A 16,089-nucleotide genomic window follows, 5' to 3' on the forward strand; every position below is an offset into this window, starting at 1 on the left:
CTTGCCCCCGCAACCAAAGGTCCGGTAGTTCAGCTGGTTAGAATGCCTGCCTGTCACGCAGGAGGTCGCGGGTTCGAGTCCCGTCCGGACCGCCACTAAATACATAGAGTAGTTATGTGGTGCTTATAACATAATGAAAATTACATAGTGGCTCGGTAGCTCAGTCGGTAGAGCAACGGACTGAAAATCCGTGTGTCGGCGGTTCGATTCCGTCCCGAGCCACCATTTAAGTCATAATTTTGATTTGAAACCAGTAGGATATAATAGTAATTATTCTTGCTGGAATTACTCTCATTCATTTTATTGGAGGGGTAGCGAAGTCTGGCTAAACGCGGCGGACTGTAAATCCGCTCCCTTTGGGTTCACAGGTTCGAATCCTGTCCCCTCCACCATTATTTAAATAGTATTGTAGGGGTATAGTTTAATGGTAAAACGAAGGTCTCCAAAACCTTTGATGTGGGTTCGATTCCTACTACCCCTGCCATTTTCATTTTCAAAGAAAAATATATGGCGGTTGTGGCGAAGTGGTTAACGCACCGGATTGTGGCTCCGGCACTCGTGGGTTCGATTCCCACCAATCGCCCTTTTGGTATACATTGGGCCATAGCCAAGCGGTAAGGCATCGGGTTTTGATCCCGTGATGCGCTGGTTCGAATCCAGCTGGCCCAGCCATTATGCGGAAGTAGTTCAGTGGTAGAACACCACCTTGCCAAGGTGGGGGTCGCGGGTTCGAATCCCGTCTTCCGCTCCATTAAATCCGGCGGCATAGCCAAGTGGTAAGGCAGAGGTCTGCAAAACCTTTATCACCGGTTCGAATCCGGTTGCCGCCTCCAGAAAACATGCCGGTGTGGCGGAATTGGCAGACGCGCACGACTCAAAATCGTGTTCCGTAAGGAGTGTCGGTTCGACCCCGACCACCGGTATCAACGTTATACACACAAGTAATTATGTATTATCATAGAAAACGATGATTAAAAACAGCAGGGTTATTTAACTCTGCTGTTTTTATGCTATATTGAGATTTGAAAATTGTTCGATGAGGGGGAATTACATATAATGATTGAAGCAGTTGGCTTTTTTGGAAACATTAATATATATTTTAAAAGCCGTGGGAAATTAGATAAAGCGATTTTTTAATAATTGCTGTTGGTAAAGCAAGGACATGAATTACTACTCAATGTTCTTGTTTTTTTTGTTTAAAATGGTCCTTATATTTTTTACTACACTTTGCTAAAATTGCCTTATAGAATGGGGGAGGTATTTTGTTCTATTTAAGTCAAACTGAAAGTGAAAGAAAAGAGTACATAAAATTACTGCAAACAGTAGGATCACTATCTCACCTGTTTAGTGATAGTCCTACTCCTTACTTATATTATAGAGCAGCAGAAAATATCTTTTGCCGTGTTTTTGAAGCAGAAAACCTATCTAGGGGTGATGTTAGTGCCGATGCCGCTAAAAATAAGTTAGGTATTGGATTAAAAACATTTTTACATGGTAATGGAAAGACCTATCAAAAAATAGCAGAGTTCAACAAAGACTTATCTGTATATGAAGGTAAGAACTCAGATGAAGTAGTGGATATCATTTCAAAAATGAGAAATGAGCGTATTAACTTTACAATGCGATCTCACGGTTTAAATGATATGATATACCACCTTGTTACCCGTGAAGAAGGAAGTTTTAATTTATACGAGGAGCATATGGATCTTGTAGATATGTCTTCTATAAAAAGTATAAAAGAAAAAGGTAATACAATTTTCTTTCAAGATAAATTTGCTGAATATAAATTTTATAAAGCAAAAAGTACTTTGTTTAAACGGTTTAAAACGAAGAAACCAATTGATTCTTTTGATGTAGAAATTCTCAAAGATCCATATTCTTTCTTATTAGAAAGGACAGGTTCTGCTTTAGATTTAGTTAAAGAGCCGGAAGAAACATTTGAAAAGGTATATCTTCCTTTATATTCTACAAGGGACGGGGAAGTCCATGCTGGAAGTGGTTTAAATCAATGGAATGCAGGTGGTAGAAGTAGACACCATGACGAATTATATATACCTATTCCAAAATGGATACATGAAGACTTTGAAGGTTTCTTTCCATATAAATTAGGAAGTGGTAAACCTGGAACTCCTTTTGCAATAGTTCTCCCTGACGGTATTGAATATAACGCAAAAGTTTGTCAGGAAAATGGGAAAGCCTTAATGACTAACCCAAATAAGTTATTAGGTCATTGGTTGTTAAGACATGTATTACAGGTCCCAGTAAATACATTAGTAACCTATAGTATGTTAGAAGATATAGGGATTGATAGTGTAGTAGTTACTAAGATAAATGAAGACCGCTTTAAAATTCATTTCTCAAAAATAGGGTCATATCAAGAATTTGAAGATGAATTTAAGGGGAGTAAAAAGAAAAGATGAGGAGATTTCCTCATCTTTTCTTTTTTAGATGCTCAATTAACGTACAGATATCAAGCATATCTCCAGTTTGCACATAGTAATTATTGGCATCCATTTTATTAGATTCATAAATCTGACCTAAATATGCACCTTGAGGAATGAATAAATCTTCTTCAATTGCTTGAACTAACATTTTTCTTGATATACACCCCGGTATATCATAAGAAAATGTTTCGTTCATAATGGCTTCTTTTAATTCATCTTTATCAATAGTATCCGTATAAAGCCACCTATGTTGTTTTAAAATGTCAGAAGCGAACGGTGTTAATCGAATAAGAATGAAGGCAGTATATCTACTGTTACCGTTTTCTAAATTAGGAATATACTCCCCATCTGCATTCCAATCGTCCGACTCAAGCAATAGAAGTTGTCCAAATGACTTAGTTGATTTAACAGCAAGTTTACAACCATTTATCTCAAAATCACTGGAATCCCATTCACCTAAGCCGTACATTTCTGTATCTGGTTCAGGTGTTTCAATCCCGTTATCGGTAAACACCTCATAAAGAGCATATTCTGCTAGTTTACCTTGAAAAGTATCAGCAAAAATCTCCCCTTTTCTTCTTCGATGATTTCCACCAGTTCTATGGTTTCTGTGATTACCTTGGTCGCCAAAACTCATACCATAAGCAAAATCAAATACTTCTTCAATTATTTCTTCACTAAAGGAATTGTAAGCAGTAAAATCCTTTTTGTTAGTAAAAGAGTATAGAGTCTTATCAATCCCCATTTCGTAGTCATGTTGTTCACTTACACTTAACTTATTCATTTTATCACCAACCTAGGATATTTTTACTACAAGTGTATGATAGAAAACTAGAAATGGCCATAGATATACCAAAAAATTGTAAAAATTCCATAGGGTATTTTATATTTATTAAAAATAATTAGGTTTACCCAGCAGCCAAATTCGACAGGTTATGCTAAAATAGAATCTACATGAAAAAGAATGACATGCCCATGACAAGTGTAGAATTTAAAGTAACAATTTTACTTAATTTATGATACAATATAGAATATGAGGACAGAACTAATGTTCGGAGGTGTGGTATGGAAAGAAAAAAAAATACAGTAGCATCCTTATTTGCTGGAATCGGTGGAATCGATAAAGGATTTGAACAAGCAGGTGCAAATGTTATCTGGGCAAACGAAATAGATAAAAATGCTTGCATTACTTATAGAGAAAACTTTAACCACGAACTAGTGGAAGATGATATTCGAAATCTAGACGGCAATGATATGCCAGACACAGATATTCTGACTGCTGGATGGCCATGTGTGGCTTTCTCTGTAGCCGGAAATAGACATGGTATGAAATATCAATGCCACGTCTGTGAACATGAACATTCAGTTACTTATGACGAGTACATTAATGGTGCTACTTGTCCTGAATGTGGAGGATTTACAGATGCCATAGATCCTAGGGGAACTCTTTTCTTTGATGTTATTCGTTTCATAAGAGCGAAGAAACCAAAAGCGATTTTTCTTGAGAACGTAAAAAACCTTAAAGGACATGATAAGGGAAATACTTTCAAAGTAATTGAGGAAATGCTAAGAGAAAGTGGATACTTTTTTGAGAGTAAAGTCATGAACACTATGGAATATGGAAATATTCCACAAAATAGGGAACGTATTTTTATTGTTGGATTTAGAGAAGAAGAGGCTTTAGAGAATTTTGTTTGGCCTGAAAAAATTACCCTTACTAAAACTATTGAAGATGTGTTGGAGCGAAATGAGAAACAAGATGATAAATATTATTATGGTGTTGAGAGTCAGTATTATAATATGTTAAAAGAGACTATGACTAGAAGAGATACTGTTTATCAACTTAGACGTGTATATGTAAGGGAAAACCAATCAAATGTATGTCCGACTTTAACTGCAAATATGGGTACTGGGGGTCACAATGTACCATTGATTATTGATAATTGGGGATTTAGAAAATTAACTCCTAAAGAGGCACTAAGATTTCAAGGTTTCCCAGTTGATGAAGATTACCAAATAGTAGATGGAATGGCAAACTCTCATATATACAAACAAGCAGGAAATGCAGTAAGTGTGCCAGTAATTAAAAGAATTGCAGAAAATTTAATTGCTACTTTAGACGAAAATAATAATGAAATAAGAACAGAAGAACTTAAATCTGCTGTTTCAATTTAGAAGTAAGGAAGCCTAGTAATCTAGGCTTTTTTTTATGCAGAAAACACATATTTTTGTCAAAAAATCAGTGAATAAGTAATAGGCATGGTAATCTTTTACCATATACGGGCCCTAAAGTATGATACAATTTTCTTAAAGTTGCAGTTACTAAGAGGTGTATGAAGATGTCTATTAAGAATTTAAAGGTTCTTCATGAAAAGGGCATAAATGACTTGCCGGATTGGATAAATTTTGCTTTTGAACTAGGGTTTTATATAAGTGATAATGGAACTAAATATCGAAAACCTATTACTATATTACTATCACTTCCTAGTGAGCAGTATTTTCCTTTGTTTGTAGCAATGGGCATTGCAGATAAGAAATTTTCTATTAATAAACAAATGAGATCAATTAGGAAGCAAGTTATGAGTCTGAAAAAAGGTAGTCGTATTATCTATCAGGATGAAAAATCTTCTAGAAAAGCATCTGTTCTTTCTATAGATCCAAGTCCAGTCTTTGAAAATGAAATGATTTTAAGAATCAAAGACGGTGGAATGATAAGAGGTGTTCCAGAAAGACAGTGGATAGACAAAATAATCCTTTTAGATGAGGAATTAGAAGAGGTTAAAAGATCAAGAAAAGTAAGTAAGAAAAAAGAACTCGGTTTAGAAAGAAGTGGCTTATTAAGTGCATTGTATTCTTCAAATCAGTTAAATAAGGTTTCATTTTACCCAGGTGATTATTTTTATATTGTAGGTAATACTTCTCGTATTCTAGAGCAGATGCAAGAAGATATATTTATATTCAATGGTTCAAGAGGTAAAATTAATGACTTTCTTTATCTCGATGATAATAACAGTTATACAAATGGACAGTTGTTCTCTTCTCAAATGAAAAAAAATGATGTTGAAATTACTACTGATGTACCCGTAATCTATACGGATGTAAATAGTTATATGAAACAGTCTAGGTACTTTAATGAAAACCCTAGAATTATAGTTATTAGTAGAACGGACAATGAAAGTAGGATACACGAAATTAAGGAAGAATTAAAAAGAAAATCCTTACAAGAAAATCATAATATAAACACAAAAGAGTTAGTTGACTATTTAAAGTTTGGTAATACAAAAGTACCTAATGGTATAGAAATGATTGCTTGGAGGTAGGGAAAATGAGTTTTAGTAACTTAGTGGACTTATATAATTTGGAAAAGAGTAATGTTTCATTTTTTCATGTTGAGAACATGAAGTTATCTTCTTTTGGTGAGATTTTGGAGAGTTATCGTAAAGAAGTTCAGACTAGATATGATGGTGACGAGCATTTATCCGAAGTATTAAATATGCTAAGAAGAATATTTTTTAAACTCACTGGAAGTTTTCTACCTTACAGTAAAGTAATTAGTAAAGAATTGGAGAATGAATTACTACAAAAATTCTATCAGGTAAAAAATAGTTATCCAGAACTCTTTTCAACTACAGTAATCAAAATTGCAAAATCATTTAAAGAAGTATCAGAAAGTATCGAAAATAGTATGACCGATTACGTGTGCAACTATATAAATGAAAACTCGGATATAAGATTGAAGTTAGCAATAGTTACGAAAAGAGCAATATCTATTGAAGAAAGAACAATAATCAAGAAAGGCCTTAAACTAAATCATAATATTGACTTTTTTACTGAAAACAGTTTTCGAAAAGAAATAAATCTATTTGATGAAGTTATATATATCGGTAGTCCGGATTACTTTGGTGCATATGTAAAAAATACATTTAAGGGATTAAGGATAACCTTTATTTCTTATGACATGTTTAATAATTCCATGGAACCAATAGAAGAGTTTGAAAGTATTGATATGAAAGGGTTGTACAGTACTCTCTTTAATCATATTTCCTTTGGAGAACCGATTCAGAAGAAAGTTAAGATAACCCTTGAAGAAAAGGAATCCTTAAACATTGCTGTTAACAAACTATTAGAACAACAAAAAAGTCGAGAGAGTGATATAACAGACTCTGTTGAAGCAAGCATAGTGTATTTAGAAAATGACCGCTTTCTATTTGCACCTCAAGATTCTAAGGTTCGTATATTTATTCCAAGAAAAAAAGACAATCTTATCAAACAGGTTAATTTTAAAGAAGTTGAAGAAGATGACTACATTGTAATTAGAAATGAAAGCGATATAAAATTAATTGCAGAATTGGCAGATCAAATACTGGAATCAAATGCAGAGAGTTATCGATTGTTACAAAAGAAATGGAAAGATAGGCTTCGATATAATGTAGAGAAAAAAGGAATAAATCGTGTAAGTCAAATTTTAAGTAGAAAATATCATTTAAAAACAGCATCTCCTGTGTCAGTCAGGAATTGGTGTAATGATAATTCGATTTGTCCAACTGAACTTCCGGAACTGCTTAAAGCATTAAAATACAATGAAAAAGATATTCATGAAATCCACAGTAAAATGAAACAGATTAAACGCGCGCACTTGAAAGCAGGCAGACTAATATCAAGCAAATTAATGACTGAATTATCAACAGACTTTGTAAAGGATCTTCAAGAACAAGGTTACTATACTTTTACCTCTCAGGAGTTTGAAGGTGCTTCATTTAATATTGAAAGAATAGTTTCAATCGATCAGTCTAAGTATTTAATAGCACCCTATAACCTAATGAAACCGATAGAAGTAGATTAATATAAAAGGAGTTTTTTTATATGACTATAACTTTGGATAAGTCACTTAAGAATCGCCAAATAGTTTTTAATAATGTTAAAGAGGAAGTTATAGGACCCGGACAAATTAGAGATCATTATACAAAGTTTAGTCCTATAGGTACTACGGAATTCGAGTCAAAAGATGATATGCGCAAACCTTATTATTGGGAAGTGGGAGGAGTAAAAGAAGAAATACTTCAGAGAGAATCTCCAACTCAAAGATATGTTAGTGGCCTATTATTCCCTTTAGGTACTAGTAAGGATGAAGATGTTGCACTTGACACACCAATAGATAAAGAGTCTGTTGAAGAGGATGAGGTTAAAAAGAGAGATGAATTGTTTGATTTGACAGCGGGAATTGAGAATACAGAAGAAGATGGTGATGTTGAGTTATTTCCACAAAGAAACGATTTTATGCCTTCTACAATGGGCTTAACATTTTGTGTGGATAAGAACCTTCCATCTTTAACGGTAAAGATAGAAGGAGGGAGTTACACACCCCATAACGTCAGGATTAAGGGTGAAAGTAATAGTTTTCAATGGTGGTTAAGGGAAACGGTAGAAGGAATTTGGGAGATACCGATTAATAACCTATTAGAAAAAAAGCAAATCGACAACACCGTTGACATGAAAAACAGAAAAAATGAAAAGGTTAGTCAGTACAAAATTCAAATTCAAGCACGAATTAGAGAAGTTAAGGACAAGTATATTATAACTGTAAGTGTAACTAACCGTTCCGATATTAAAGGGTTTAATAGATTACAGTTAATATTATTTCAATCAGTAATGAGTATTAGTACTCCAGAAAATCATTCATTTTCTATATATCCTAAGCAATACGAAATGAAAGAATATCTAAGTGATGAAGAAGCGTCAACTGAACTACTCTATCGAAATGAAGGTATATATGCATTTGGACATGGTTGTGCGGCTCATTGGCAACAGCATATTACAAATGTTAAGGAAATATCTACAACCTTTATGCCTGAGTATGAAACTCTAAGTATGACACCAAATGTTTATGTCAAAAAAGGCAATCGTAAAATAGAACTAACAATTAAAATGAGTGATTTGGCAGGATTATCATCTAATGAACATCCTAATAAAATATTGGAGCCTTTAATCCAGGGATATGAAGAATGGATTCAAGATAAAGAAAATGAAATAAAGGTTACAGTTGCTGAACCTTTACGCCCTGCGGCAAGAGAGCATATTAGGTTATGTAAGGAAAGCCTAAAAAGAATGAAAGATGGTCTAAAATTGCTTCATGAAAAACAAACTCTTGAGGCGTTCCGTCTAGCAAACCTTGCTATTCTTTTACAACAAGTAAATGGAAAAGATAAACGTTCAGGAGTTATTGAAAATAATCAAATCATTTTTAATAAGTCATTTAAAGAGAATACAAAAGATGAAATGAAATTGAAGAATGCTGATAATTCCTGGAGGGCATTTCAGATTGCTTTTATTCTATTGTCAATTGAGTCTTTTGTTAAAGAGGATAGTGATTCACGAAAAATAGTTGACTTGATTTGGTTTCCTACAGGTGGTGGTAAGACAGAAGCATACTTAGGAGTCGCTGCTTTTCAAATGATTTTAAGAAGGTTAGAAAACCCCATGGATGCTGGAGTGGATGTCCTAATGAGATATACACTAAGACTCCTTACTGCTGACCAGTTTCAGAGATCTTCTAGGCTTATCTGTGCTTTGGAATACTTAAGAAGAAATAATCAAGATAAGTTGGGAAATATACCATTCTCAATTGGAATATGGGTTGGTTCAAAAACAACACCAAATAATAATAAATCGGCTAAACAGAGTCTGAGTAAACTACAAAAAAATGTAAAAGGTGCTGAACAATTTATTGTAAACAATTGTCCATGGTGTGGAGCGAATCTAGGCTTTTATGGTGAAAAAAATAGTAAAAAGAAACATTACTTTGGTTATAAGATTGAGAATAATAAACTAGTGGTTCATTGTCCAGATAATAATTGTCTCTTTCATGAGGAATTACCAATCTACATCGTTGATGAAACAATTTATGAAAAGCGCCCAACATTTTTGATTGGAACAGTAGATAAATTTGTACAATTGGTGTGGCAACCTAAAGCAAGAGCGTTATTTGGTATCGATTGGAATGGTGAAAGATTTTCAAGTCCACCTTCATTAATTGTGCAAGACGAATTACATTTAATATCTGGTCCATTGGGAACTCTTACTGGTTTATTTGAAGTATTAATAGAAGAATTGTGTTTAAAAGAGGTAGATGGAGAAATAATTAAACCCAAAATTATTGCGGCCACCGCTACCATTAAACAGTTTGAGGAACAGGCTCTAGCCCTTTTCGGAAGAAAACATTCGAGGTTATTTCCTAGTCCAGGAATTGAAAATGAAGATTCCTTCTTTGCAACTCCAGCAGTTGATGATGAAACAGGAATACCAAAACCCGGCCGTAAATATGTCGGTGTTTACACTCAAACGGTCCGTATTATGATGTCCCAGGTTATGGCATTTTCTTCTATTCTTCAGTCTTCCAATGAGATTGAGAAAGATGAAAGGGATCCTTATTGGACCTTACTTACATTCTATAATACTCTGCGGGAATTAGGAGGAGGTTTGACATTAACTCAAACGGACATACCTCAATATTCGAATTCTATGGCTATGAGAAAAGGGCAAAAAGACCAACGCTATATAAATAAGTATTTGGAACTGACATCTAGAAAACAAAGTCATGAAATCTCAAAGACTATTGATGATTTGAAAGTCAATTATGTTGAGAATAATAAAAACAATCGTGACTCATCAATCGATTTATGCTTAGCATCAAATATTATAGAAGTTGGTGTTGATATCGATCGACTTTCTGTTATGGCCATTGTTGGTCAACCTAAAATGACTGCTCAGTATATACAAGTTAGTGGTCGTGTAGGGCGTCGTTGGTGGGAAAGACCTGGTATAATATTCACTTTATATTCTAATACCAAATCTAGAGATAAGTCACATTTTGAACATTTTAGAGAATATCATCAAAAATTGTACGCGCAGGTAGAACCAACAAGTGTTACCCCATTTTCTGATTCTTCTTTAGATAGGGGGCTCCATGCAGTAATTGTAGGATTCCTACGACAAGCACTAACTGATGATATTGCCAGAACACCTGACTGGAATGAGATTAAAAAGAACCTGAATTCTAAGGTTGTTCCTTTTTATAATCGTATAATTGAACGTGCCAAACTGGTTGACCCTGAGCAGGTCGAAGAATTGAAAAGTAGATTTTTAACTATTTTACAAAGGTTAGAAAAAGGTAAATATACTGCATGGAGAGTAGACCCTAAGGTGGAAGGCTATATGTATTCAGCAGGTACAATTATTCCACAAGCATTAAAAAATAAGTCTGAGTCCATGATAAATTCAATGAGAAATGTTGATTCTGAATGTAGAGGGCTAATTGTATCTGTATATAACTCGGAAGATAACAATGAAAATGAAAATAGTTGGGAGGGTTTATTTTCATGAAAGATCTACCTTTAAGAAGGGGCCAACTTGTTACTACCTTTGGTCCCGGTTCTCTTGTAATTAGTCCAGAAGGGGAATCAGCAATGATAGGTTCCCTTGATAAGTGGTACCATGACAAGAATGAAAAGCCAATTGATGCATTAGATGAGTTTGAGATTCAAGAGCCTAGATTAAGATCAATTCTGAAGGTGGATAAACTATTAATGCCCCCTGACTATCGGCCAGGTTACAAATATAAAAACGCAGGAGATGCCTTAACACAAACAAATACAGATATTTATATTCCTTTACTACGATTTCCTACTTGGCATTACTGTCCTGTATGTAAAACTTTACAACAATCAGAAATGTCAAACAGAACAAGTTGGTTGGATTGCAAAGTTTGTAAAGATAGGAGAAAAATGATTCAAGTGCCATTTGTAACTGTTTGTAACCAAGGTCATATTTCTGATTTTCCTTGGAGAGAGTGGGTACACAAAGATGAGGATACTCGATGTGAGGGACTAATGCGTTTAACTTCTACAGGCGGAGCAACACTTGATTCCCTCAAGGTAAAGTGTAGTTGCAACAAAGAAAGGTCCCTAAGGGGCATTATGACACGAAGAAACGATTCTAATCATGAAGAAGAAGGTATTAGTGAACTAAGTAAGAGATTAAATGAAAATGGTAACCTATATCAATGCAAAGGGCATAAACCATGGTATGGTTCTTTAAAAGACAATGAAAAGTGTACTTCATACCCTGTTGCAGTCTTGAAAAATTCAATAAATGTTTACTATCCAAATACAATTAGCGCAATTTACTTGCCAGGGGAAAATCCTGCGGTTGAAAGACTGATTAATATGTTTGAAAGAAATGGGATAACTTCTTCTTGGCTAAAAATTACTGATGAAATAGATAAGAAAATAGAGATAGTTAAAAAAATGTGTCCTCCAGAAATACAAGAATTTAAAAAGTCAGATATAGAACTTGCAATTCTTTACATTGAAGGTGAACTAGATGATGGGCAAGCGCAAGAGAGAATTCATTCTAAGAATACTGAAAAGGAACTTCGAAAAAAAGAGTTTGAGACTCTTGTTAATGATGTAGTAACTGAGAACTTGAAGGTAAGACACGAATGGAGACATATTGAGGGCGAAACAAAAGGTCTTGCAACAAACTTTGCACTAATTAATAGAGTGACAAAGTTAAAAGAAACTATTGCACTAACTGGATTTAATAGACTTTCTACAAATGATGATGAATCTAGTAAAAATAAAATTGAAAATGGAAAAAGGTTATTATTTAAAGACCCGGAGTTGATACAAAATAAATGGCTACCGGCATATAAGGTTTACGGGGAAGGAATTTTCTTTACGTTAAACACAGAAAAACTTAGATCTTGGGAAGAAAGCCACGATGTTCAAAGGTATTTTAATAAGTTGCTGACAAGGGTAGAAAGGAGTAGAACAAATATTGATGAGTCTATTCTTAGTCCCAGAAATATTCTAATGCATACCTTGTCACATATAATAATTGACGAGTTGGCCCTTACTTGTGGTTATAACTCCGCTTCAATACGTGAACGCCTTTATATAGATGACGAACAATGCGGAATATTAATTTATACTTCATCAGGTGACATCGATGGTACATTTGGTGGTTTAGTACGGATGGGAAAAACAAAAAACTTTTTCCCTGTAGTTGACAAAGCAATAGATAAAGCAAGATGGTGTAGTTCTGACCCAGTATGTTCAGAGATTGGGAAATCTTCTGGTCAAGGTGTTAATAATTTAAATGGAGCGGCATGTCATAGTTGTACTTATCTCCCTGAAACATCTTGTGAACTAGGAAATCTTTTTCTGGATAGAACATTGTTGATTGATTCAAAGATTGGTTTTTTTAAATAATAGATTAAAATGTCTGAACCTAACTTCAGGGCTCAGACATTTTTTTATCCAGTTAGTTTTGATAATGATTAAAAGGACCTATTTTTCACCTGAATCATTTGGTAGAATTTACATATATAATCAATGTGAATTCAATATATTAGATTGAGAGGAAAAATATATGCCTAATGAAAGAAATAATAAGGAATATAATCAAATAGATTTATCCTTATTTGATAATGAAGATGACATTTCTCATAAAATAACAAGACAATATTCCACACCCCCGTTGATAGAAGAAGAATTCCCCAAAATAGATGGTGAAGAAAAACTTTCTGATCAAGAACTTGAGGAACTTGTATTCTATAGCATTAAAACTGGGAACCCATCAACAGTAGAATCCATTTCAAATTTAGATAATCCAATAGAAGTACTTCAGTTAAATAGATTCAAAGATGAATTAGAAGTAGATCAAATTATTTTTATTGTTTTTGGTGGTGATAGAGGTAAACCTGAGGTAACTTGGGAAACGGGTTTGATTGCTATCGGCCATATAGCAAGGGAACCATACGATGTTGGCTATCAGGGGAGAAACTTTAAAGTAGAGATAAATGTTGATATTTTACTAGAAAACAATATTAAAAAAGACGATTTGGTTCCTTATAGAACCACCTATAATTTACCGGGAATTTCTCCGATGACAAAAGGGGAACCGAACCAAGCATTAAGTGCTATCCATGGAAAACAAGCAGTAGGATTAGTTAGAGCAATTTTAGATAAATACCCAAATTTAGAAGATAGACTAACTGATATTTTTGGAGAAAATTTCATGCTTAATGTGAAAGATGTTATTACATATTTGGTAGAAGAAGACAAATCTTTTGAAGAAAGACAACGTCAAGATGAAGAAAGAAATGAAGATGAAGACGAAGATAATGAAGTAGGAACTCAAACAACATATAGTAACTTATATAATCCCGAAATTGACCGCATAATTGGTTCATTTGAGATGGAAATTGGTCCTATAGAGCATCTTAAGAATTACATAAATATAGATAAAAACATAATCTTAACCGGACCACCGGGAACGGGTAAAACAACTATTGCTGAGAGAGCGGCGGAAGAAGGCATAAGAACCAATTATACTGATGGCTATGTGCTAAGTACAGCAACGGATGATTGGAGCACCTTTGATACAATAGGAGGCTATATGCCGGATCCAAATGACTCTGGAAAACTTAGGTTTCATGAGGGTATAGTCTTAAAAAGTATAAGGCAAAATAAGTGGTTAATTATTGATGAATTAAATAGGGCTGATATTGACAAGGCGTTTGGACAATTATTTACCGTACTATCTGGCAAAAATGTTGAACTTCCATTTGAAAATGAAGGGAACTCAGTAAAAATAAGACATTATAATGGGGCAAACTCATATTTTGATCCATCAAGTAGTACTTATTACATTGGACAAAATTGGAGAGTTATTGGCACTATGAACACATTTGATAAAAATAGTCTTTTTACTTTTTCATATGCATTTATGCGTAGATTTGCTTTCATTGAAATCCCTATACCTAAATTTATTTATTATTCAAATCTGATAGATACAAATGGTGCAATTTCGCAAATAAATAAGGATTTCTTAAAAAAGTTAGTTGAAGTAACTCCTAGACCGTTAGGGCCTGCAATTATTCTAGAACTTATAGATTATATAGAGATTACTAACAACTCTAGTAAAATCGAAGCAATTTGTGGAACTGTCATTCCTCAATATGAAGGCTTGGATCATAATTATATAATTGAGTTATACCAACAAATTGGTTCCTACCTAACTAGTGAAGAAAAAGATACTTTTAAGAGTTTTGTAGGTGATTTCTTTGAGTTACCTAATAACTTTTTCAGAAGTGCAGATAGAAGATTATCACAAGATGAAAATATCTTTGAAGAAGATATTGCTTTGCAACATGAATTTGATGGTGAGGAAGATTCAGATGATACTGAATCGGAATAAAGTGGGTTTTAAACATGATTACTAATAAAAGTGATTGCTGGTCAAAACAAAATCATGAACAAATATTAAAGCAAACACACAAGCATTTGTGGAGGTTTATACAAAAGAATGCAAAGATTGCTTCAGCAGATGATATATTTAGTAATTTAACTAATGTTCCAAAGAAAGATTTACAACTACTAAGTTCAATATATTTTCTGCTATCTGAAGATGTGAAAATGTTTATAGAGGAAACTGCTCCTGCTATTCTTAATCGGTTATCAAAGGTATCTGTTAATGAACATAATATCCTAAGAGGAAATGTTAGAGGTAAAATAAATTGGAATAGAACGTTTAAGGAAAGGTATTCTGCAGGTGGGGACCCATCAATTTTTGTATGTAGCCAAAGATCATCTCTTTTTGATTTACCTGAAAACAGACTCTTACTTTATTTATTGCGCAAAATATTGTATATAAGTAATTTAATTTCTAATTATGATTTTAAAAAAGGGGCAATGGAATACGTGCCCCTTGGCGTAAAAGATAAGTGGATAGATGAGGTTATAATTATAGGTATTAAAGCCACTAAATTATTGAAAAATCCGTTTGTAAGAAATATAAGTGAAATTCATGAAATTAATAACAAAATTATTTCAACTGCCGAAAAGGCTCGTGGTAATATGTACTCACAGTTAGCAAGTGCTGCAAGAACATATAAAACAATGATTACTAGTCCTATAAGTTATTTGGAGTTAGAACTGAATGGAAAGACACTAGAGCCAATTAACAAAGACACATTGTACGAAATCGCCGTACTATTTAAACTTTTTGAGGTTATAGAAGAAAATGGTTGGATTGGAGAAAGAATAGGACTGATAGGTGGTAAATCTTCTATTGTCAGTAAGTATAAGTTAGGGCAAAGAAGAATGAAGATTTATTATCAAAGTATTCCTAGAATATTCATGATAAATAGTAAGTATGGTCCCTTAATGAGTAAGTACGGATTAAGTGATAGATTTAGAAGACCTGATATAATTTTAGAAATAAAAGAAAATGATATTACTAACTATTACATTATTGAGGTTAAACGTTCAGATAAGAGGGCATATCTAGTTGATGGTGCCTATAAGGTATTCGGTTATCTGAAAGACTTTGAATCTGTACAAGATAATTATACTAACTTGCATGGTGTTCTAGTTGGATGGTCTAATATTAGTGATCAATCATCATTTAGTCAAAATGAAGTGCTCATATCTTCATGGGAGAATTGTGGAAATGCGTTTGATTTTATTATAAAAAACCTGTAAAAAATGAAAATATTCTTTAAGGCTAAGAAAAGAAGCATTGGCAAAGTTGTATTTATTTTTTTGATTACGGCCGTGAGAAAAGCAAATTCTGTATACTTCTA

9 protein-coding genes and 9 tRNA genes are annotated in these 16,089 nt (G+C 33.7%); 17 read left to right on the plus strand and 1 reads right to left on the minus strand.

Translation table 11 applies throughout. The annotated features are described in order from the left end of the window. The first annotated feature begins 18 nt into the window (after positions 1-18). The 10 genes from BMX63_RS02460 (at position 19) to BMX63_RS02505 (ending at position 2,420) form a co-directional block, all read left to right on the plus strand. Positions 19-95, plus strand: a tRNA-Asp gene (locus BMX63_RS02460). A gap of 54 nt (positions 96-149) precedes the next feature. Further along, positions 150-225 (plus strand) — tRNA-Phe (locus tag BMX63_RS02465). Positions 226-305: 80 nt separating this feature from the next. Further along, a tRNA-Tyr gene (locus BMX63_RS02470) sits at positions 306-392 on the plus strand. 18 nt (positions 393-410) lie between these two features. Next, positions 411-484, plus strand: a tRNA-Trp gene (locus BMX63_RS02475). Positions 485-510: 26 nt separating this feature from the next. Then, positions 511-583, plus strand: a tRNA-His gene (locus BMX63_RS02480). A 14-nt stretch (positions 584-597) separates the two neighbouring features. Further along, a tRNA-Gln gene (locus BMX63_RS02485) sits at positions 598-672 on the plus strand. 4 nt (positions 673-676) lie between these two features. Then, positions 677-751: transfer RNA gene (locus tag BMX63_RS02490), tRNA-Gly, on the plus strand. Positions 752-759: 8 nt separating this feature from the next. Further along, positions 760-833: transfer RNA gene (locus tag BMX63_RS02495), tRNA-Cys, on the plus strand. 8 nt (positions 834-841) lie between these two features. Continuing rightward, positions 842-923, plus strand: a tRNA-Leu gene (locus BMX63_RS02500). 339 nt (positions 924-1,262) lie between these two features. Beyond that, positions 1,263-2,420 (plus strand): phospholipase D-like domain-containing protein, encoded by a 1,158-nt coding sequence (locus tag BMX63_RS02505; RefSeq protein ID WP_093131659.1) that lies wholly within the window; start codon positions 1,263-1,265, stop codon positions 2,418-2,420. Between the two features lie 10 nt (positions 2,421-2,430). On the opposite strand, the gene BMX63_RS02510 is transcribed toward BMX63_RS02505, so the two are convergent. Next, positions 2,431-3,228 (minus strand): hypothetical protein, encoded by a 798-nt coding sequence (locus tag BMX63_RS02510; protein ID WP_093131661.1) that lies wholly within the window; start codon positions 3,226-3,228, stop codon positions 2,431-2,433. 281 nt (positions 3,229-3,509) lie between these two features. On the opposite strand from BMX63_RS02510, the gene BMX63_RS02515 reads away from it, so the two are divergent. The 7 genes from BMX63_RS02515 to BMX63_RS02545 all read left to right on the plus strand — a co-directional run bounded on the left by BMX63_RS02515 (position 3,510) and on the right by BMX63_RS02545 (position 15,988). Then, a complete protein-coding gene (locus tag BMX63_RS02515) occupies positions 3,510-4,619 on the plus strand; it encodes a DNA cytosine methyltransferase (protein WP_093131663.1) in 1,110 nt (369 codons plus the stop codon). Positions 4,620-4,783: 164 nt separating this feature from the next. Further along, positions 4,784-5,764 carry a hypothetical protein gene (locus tag BMX63_RS02520; protein WP_093131665.1) on the plus strand — a complete coding sequence of 327 codons (981 nt, stop codon included), beginning with the start codon at positions 4,784-4,786 and terminating at the stop codon, positions 5,762-5,764. 5 nt (positions 5,765-5,769) lie between these two features. Then, complete coding sequence (locus tag BMX63_RS02525) at positions 5,770-7,287, plus strand: DISARM anti-phage system protein DrmE domain-containing protein (RefSeq protein ID WP_093131667.1); 1,518 nt, start codon at positions 5,770-5,772, stop codon at positions 7,285-7,287. Between the two features lie 20 nt (positions 7,288-7,307). Continuing rightward, entirely contained in the window at positions 7,308-10,823 is a 3,516-nt protein-coding gene (locus BMX63_RS02530; protein WP_093131669.1) for a helicase-related protein, read from the plus strand. Further along, a complete protein-coding gene (gene drmB / locus BMX63_RS02535; protein ID WP_093131671.1) occupies positions 10,820-12,712 on the plus strand; it encodes a DUF1998 domain-containing protein in 1,893 nt (630 codons plus the stop codon). The genes BMX63_RS02530 and drmB overlap by 4 nt, the downstream gene beginning before the upstream one ends. A 160-nt stretch (positions 12,713-12,872) precedes the next feature. After that, complete coding sequence (locus BMX63_RS02540; protein WP_093131673.1) at positions 12,873-14,702, plus strand: AAA family ATPase; 1,830 nt, start codon at positions 12,873-12,875, stop codon at positions 14,700-14,702. A 14-nt stretch (positions 14,703-14,716) separates the two neighbouring features. Next, entirely contained in the window at positions 14,717-15,988 is a 1,272-nt protein-coding gene (locus tag BMX63_RS02545) for a hypothetical protein (protein ID WP_093131675.1), read from the plus strand. Positions 15,989-16,089: the final 101 nt, after the last annotated feature.

Origin of the sequence: Salinibacillus kushneri, from assembly GCF_900111405.1 — a bacterium.
Classification (GTDB): Bacteria; Bacillota; Bacilli; order Bacillales; family Alkalibacillaceae; genus Salinibacillus; species Salinibacillus kushneri.

Coding starts and splice junctions, on each gene's coding strand:
- BMX63_RS02525 (WP_093131667.1), top strand. CDS start 5,770: ATGAGTTTTAGTAACTTAGTGGACTTATATAATTTGGAAAAGAGTAAT.
- BMX63_RS02515 (WP_093131663.1), top strand. CDS start 3,510: ATGGAAAGAAAAAAAAATACAGTAGCATCCTTATTTGCTGGAATCGGT.
- drmB (WP_093131671.1), top strand. CDS start 10,820: ATGAAAGATCTACCTTTAAGAAGGGGCCAACTTGTTACTACCTTTGGT.
- BMX63_RS02540 (WP_093131673.1), top strand. CDS start 12,873: ATGCCTAATGAAAGAAATAATAAGGAATATAATCAAATAGATTTATCC.
- BMX63_RS02520 (WP_093131665.1), top strand. CDS start 4,784: ATGTCTATTAAGAATTTAAAGGTTCTTCATGAAAAGGGCATAAATGAC.
- BMX63_RS02545 (WP_093131675.1), top strand. CDS start 14,717: ATGATTACTAATAAAAGTGATTGCTGGTCAAAACAAAATCATGAACAA.
- BMX63_RS02510 (WP_093131661.1), bottom strand. CDS start 3,228: ATGAATAAGTTAAGTGTAAGTGAACAACATGACTACGAAATGGGGATT.
- BMX63_RS02530 (WP_093131669.1), top strand. CDS start 7,308: ATGACTATAACTTTGGATAAGTCACTTAAGAATCGCCAAATAGTTTTT.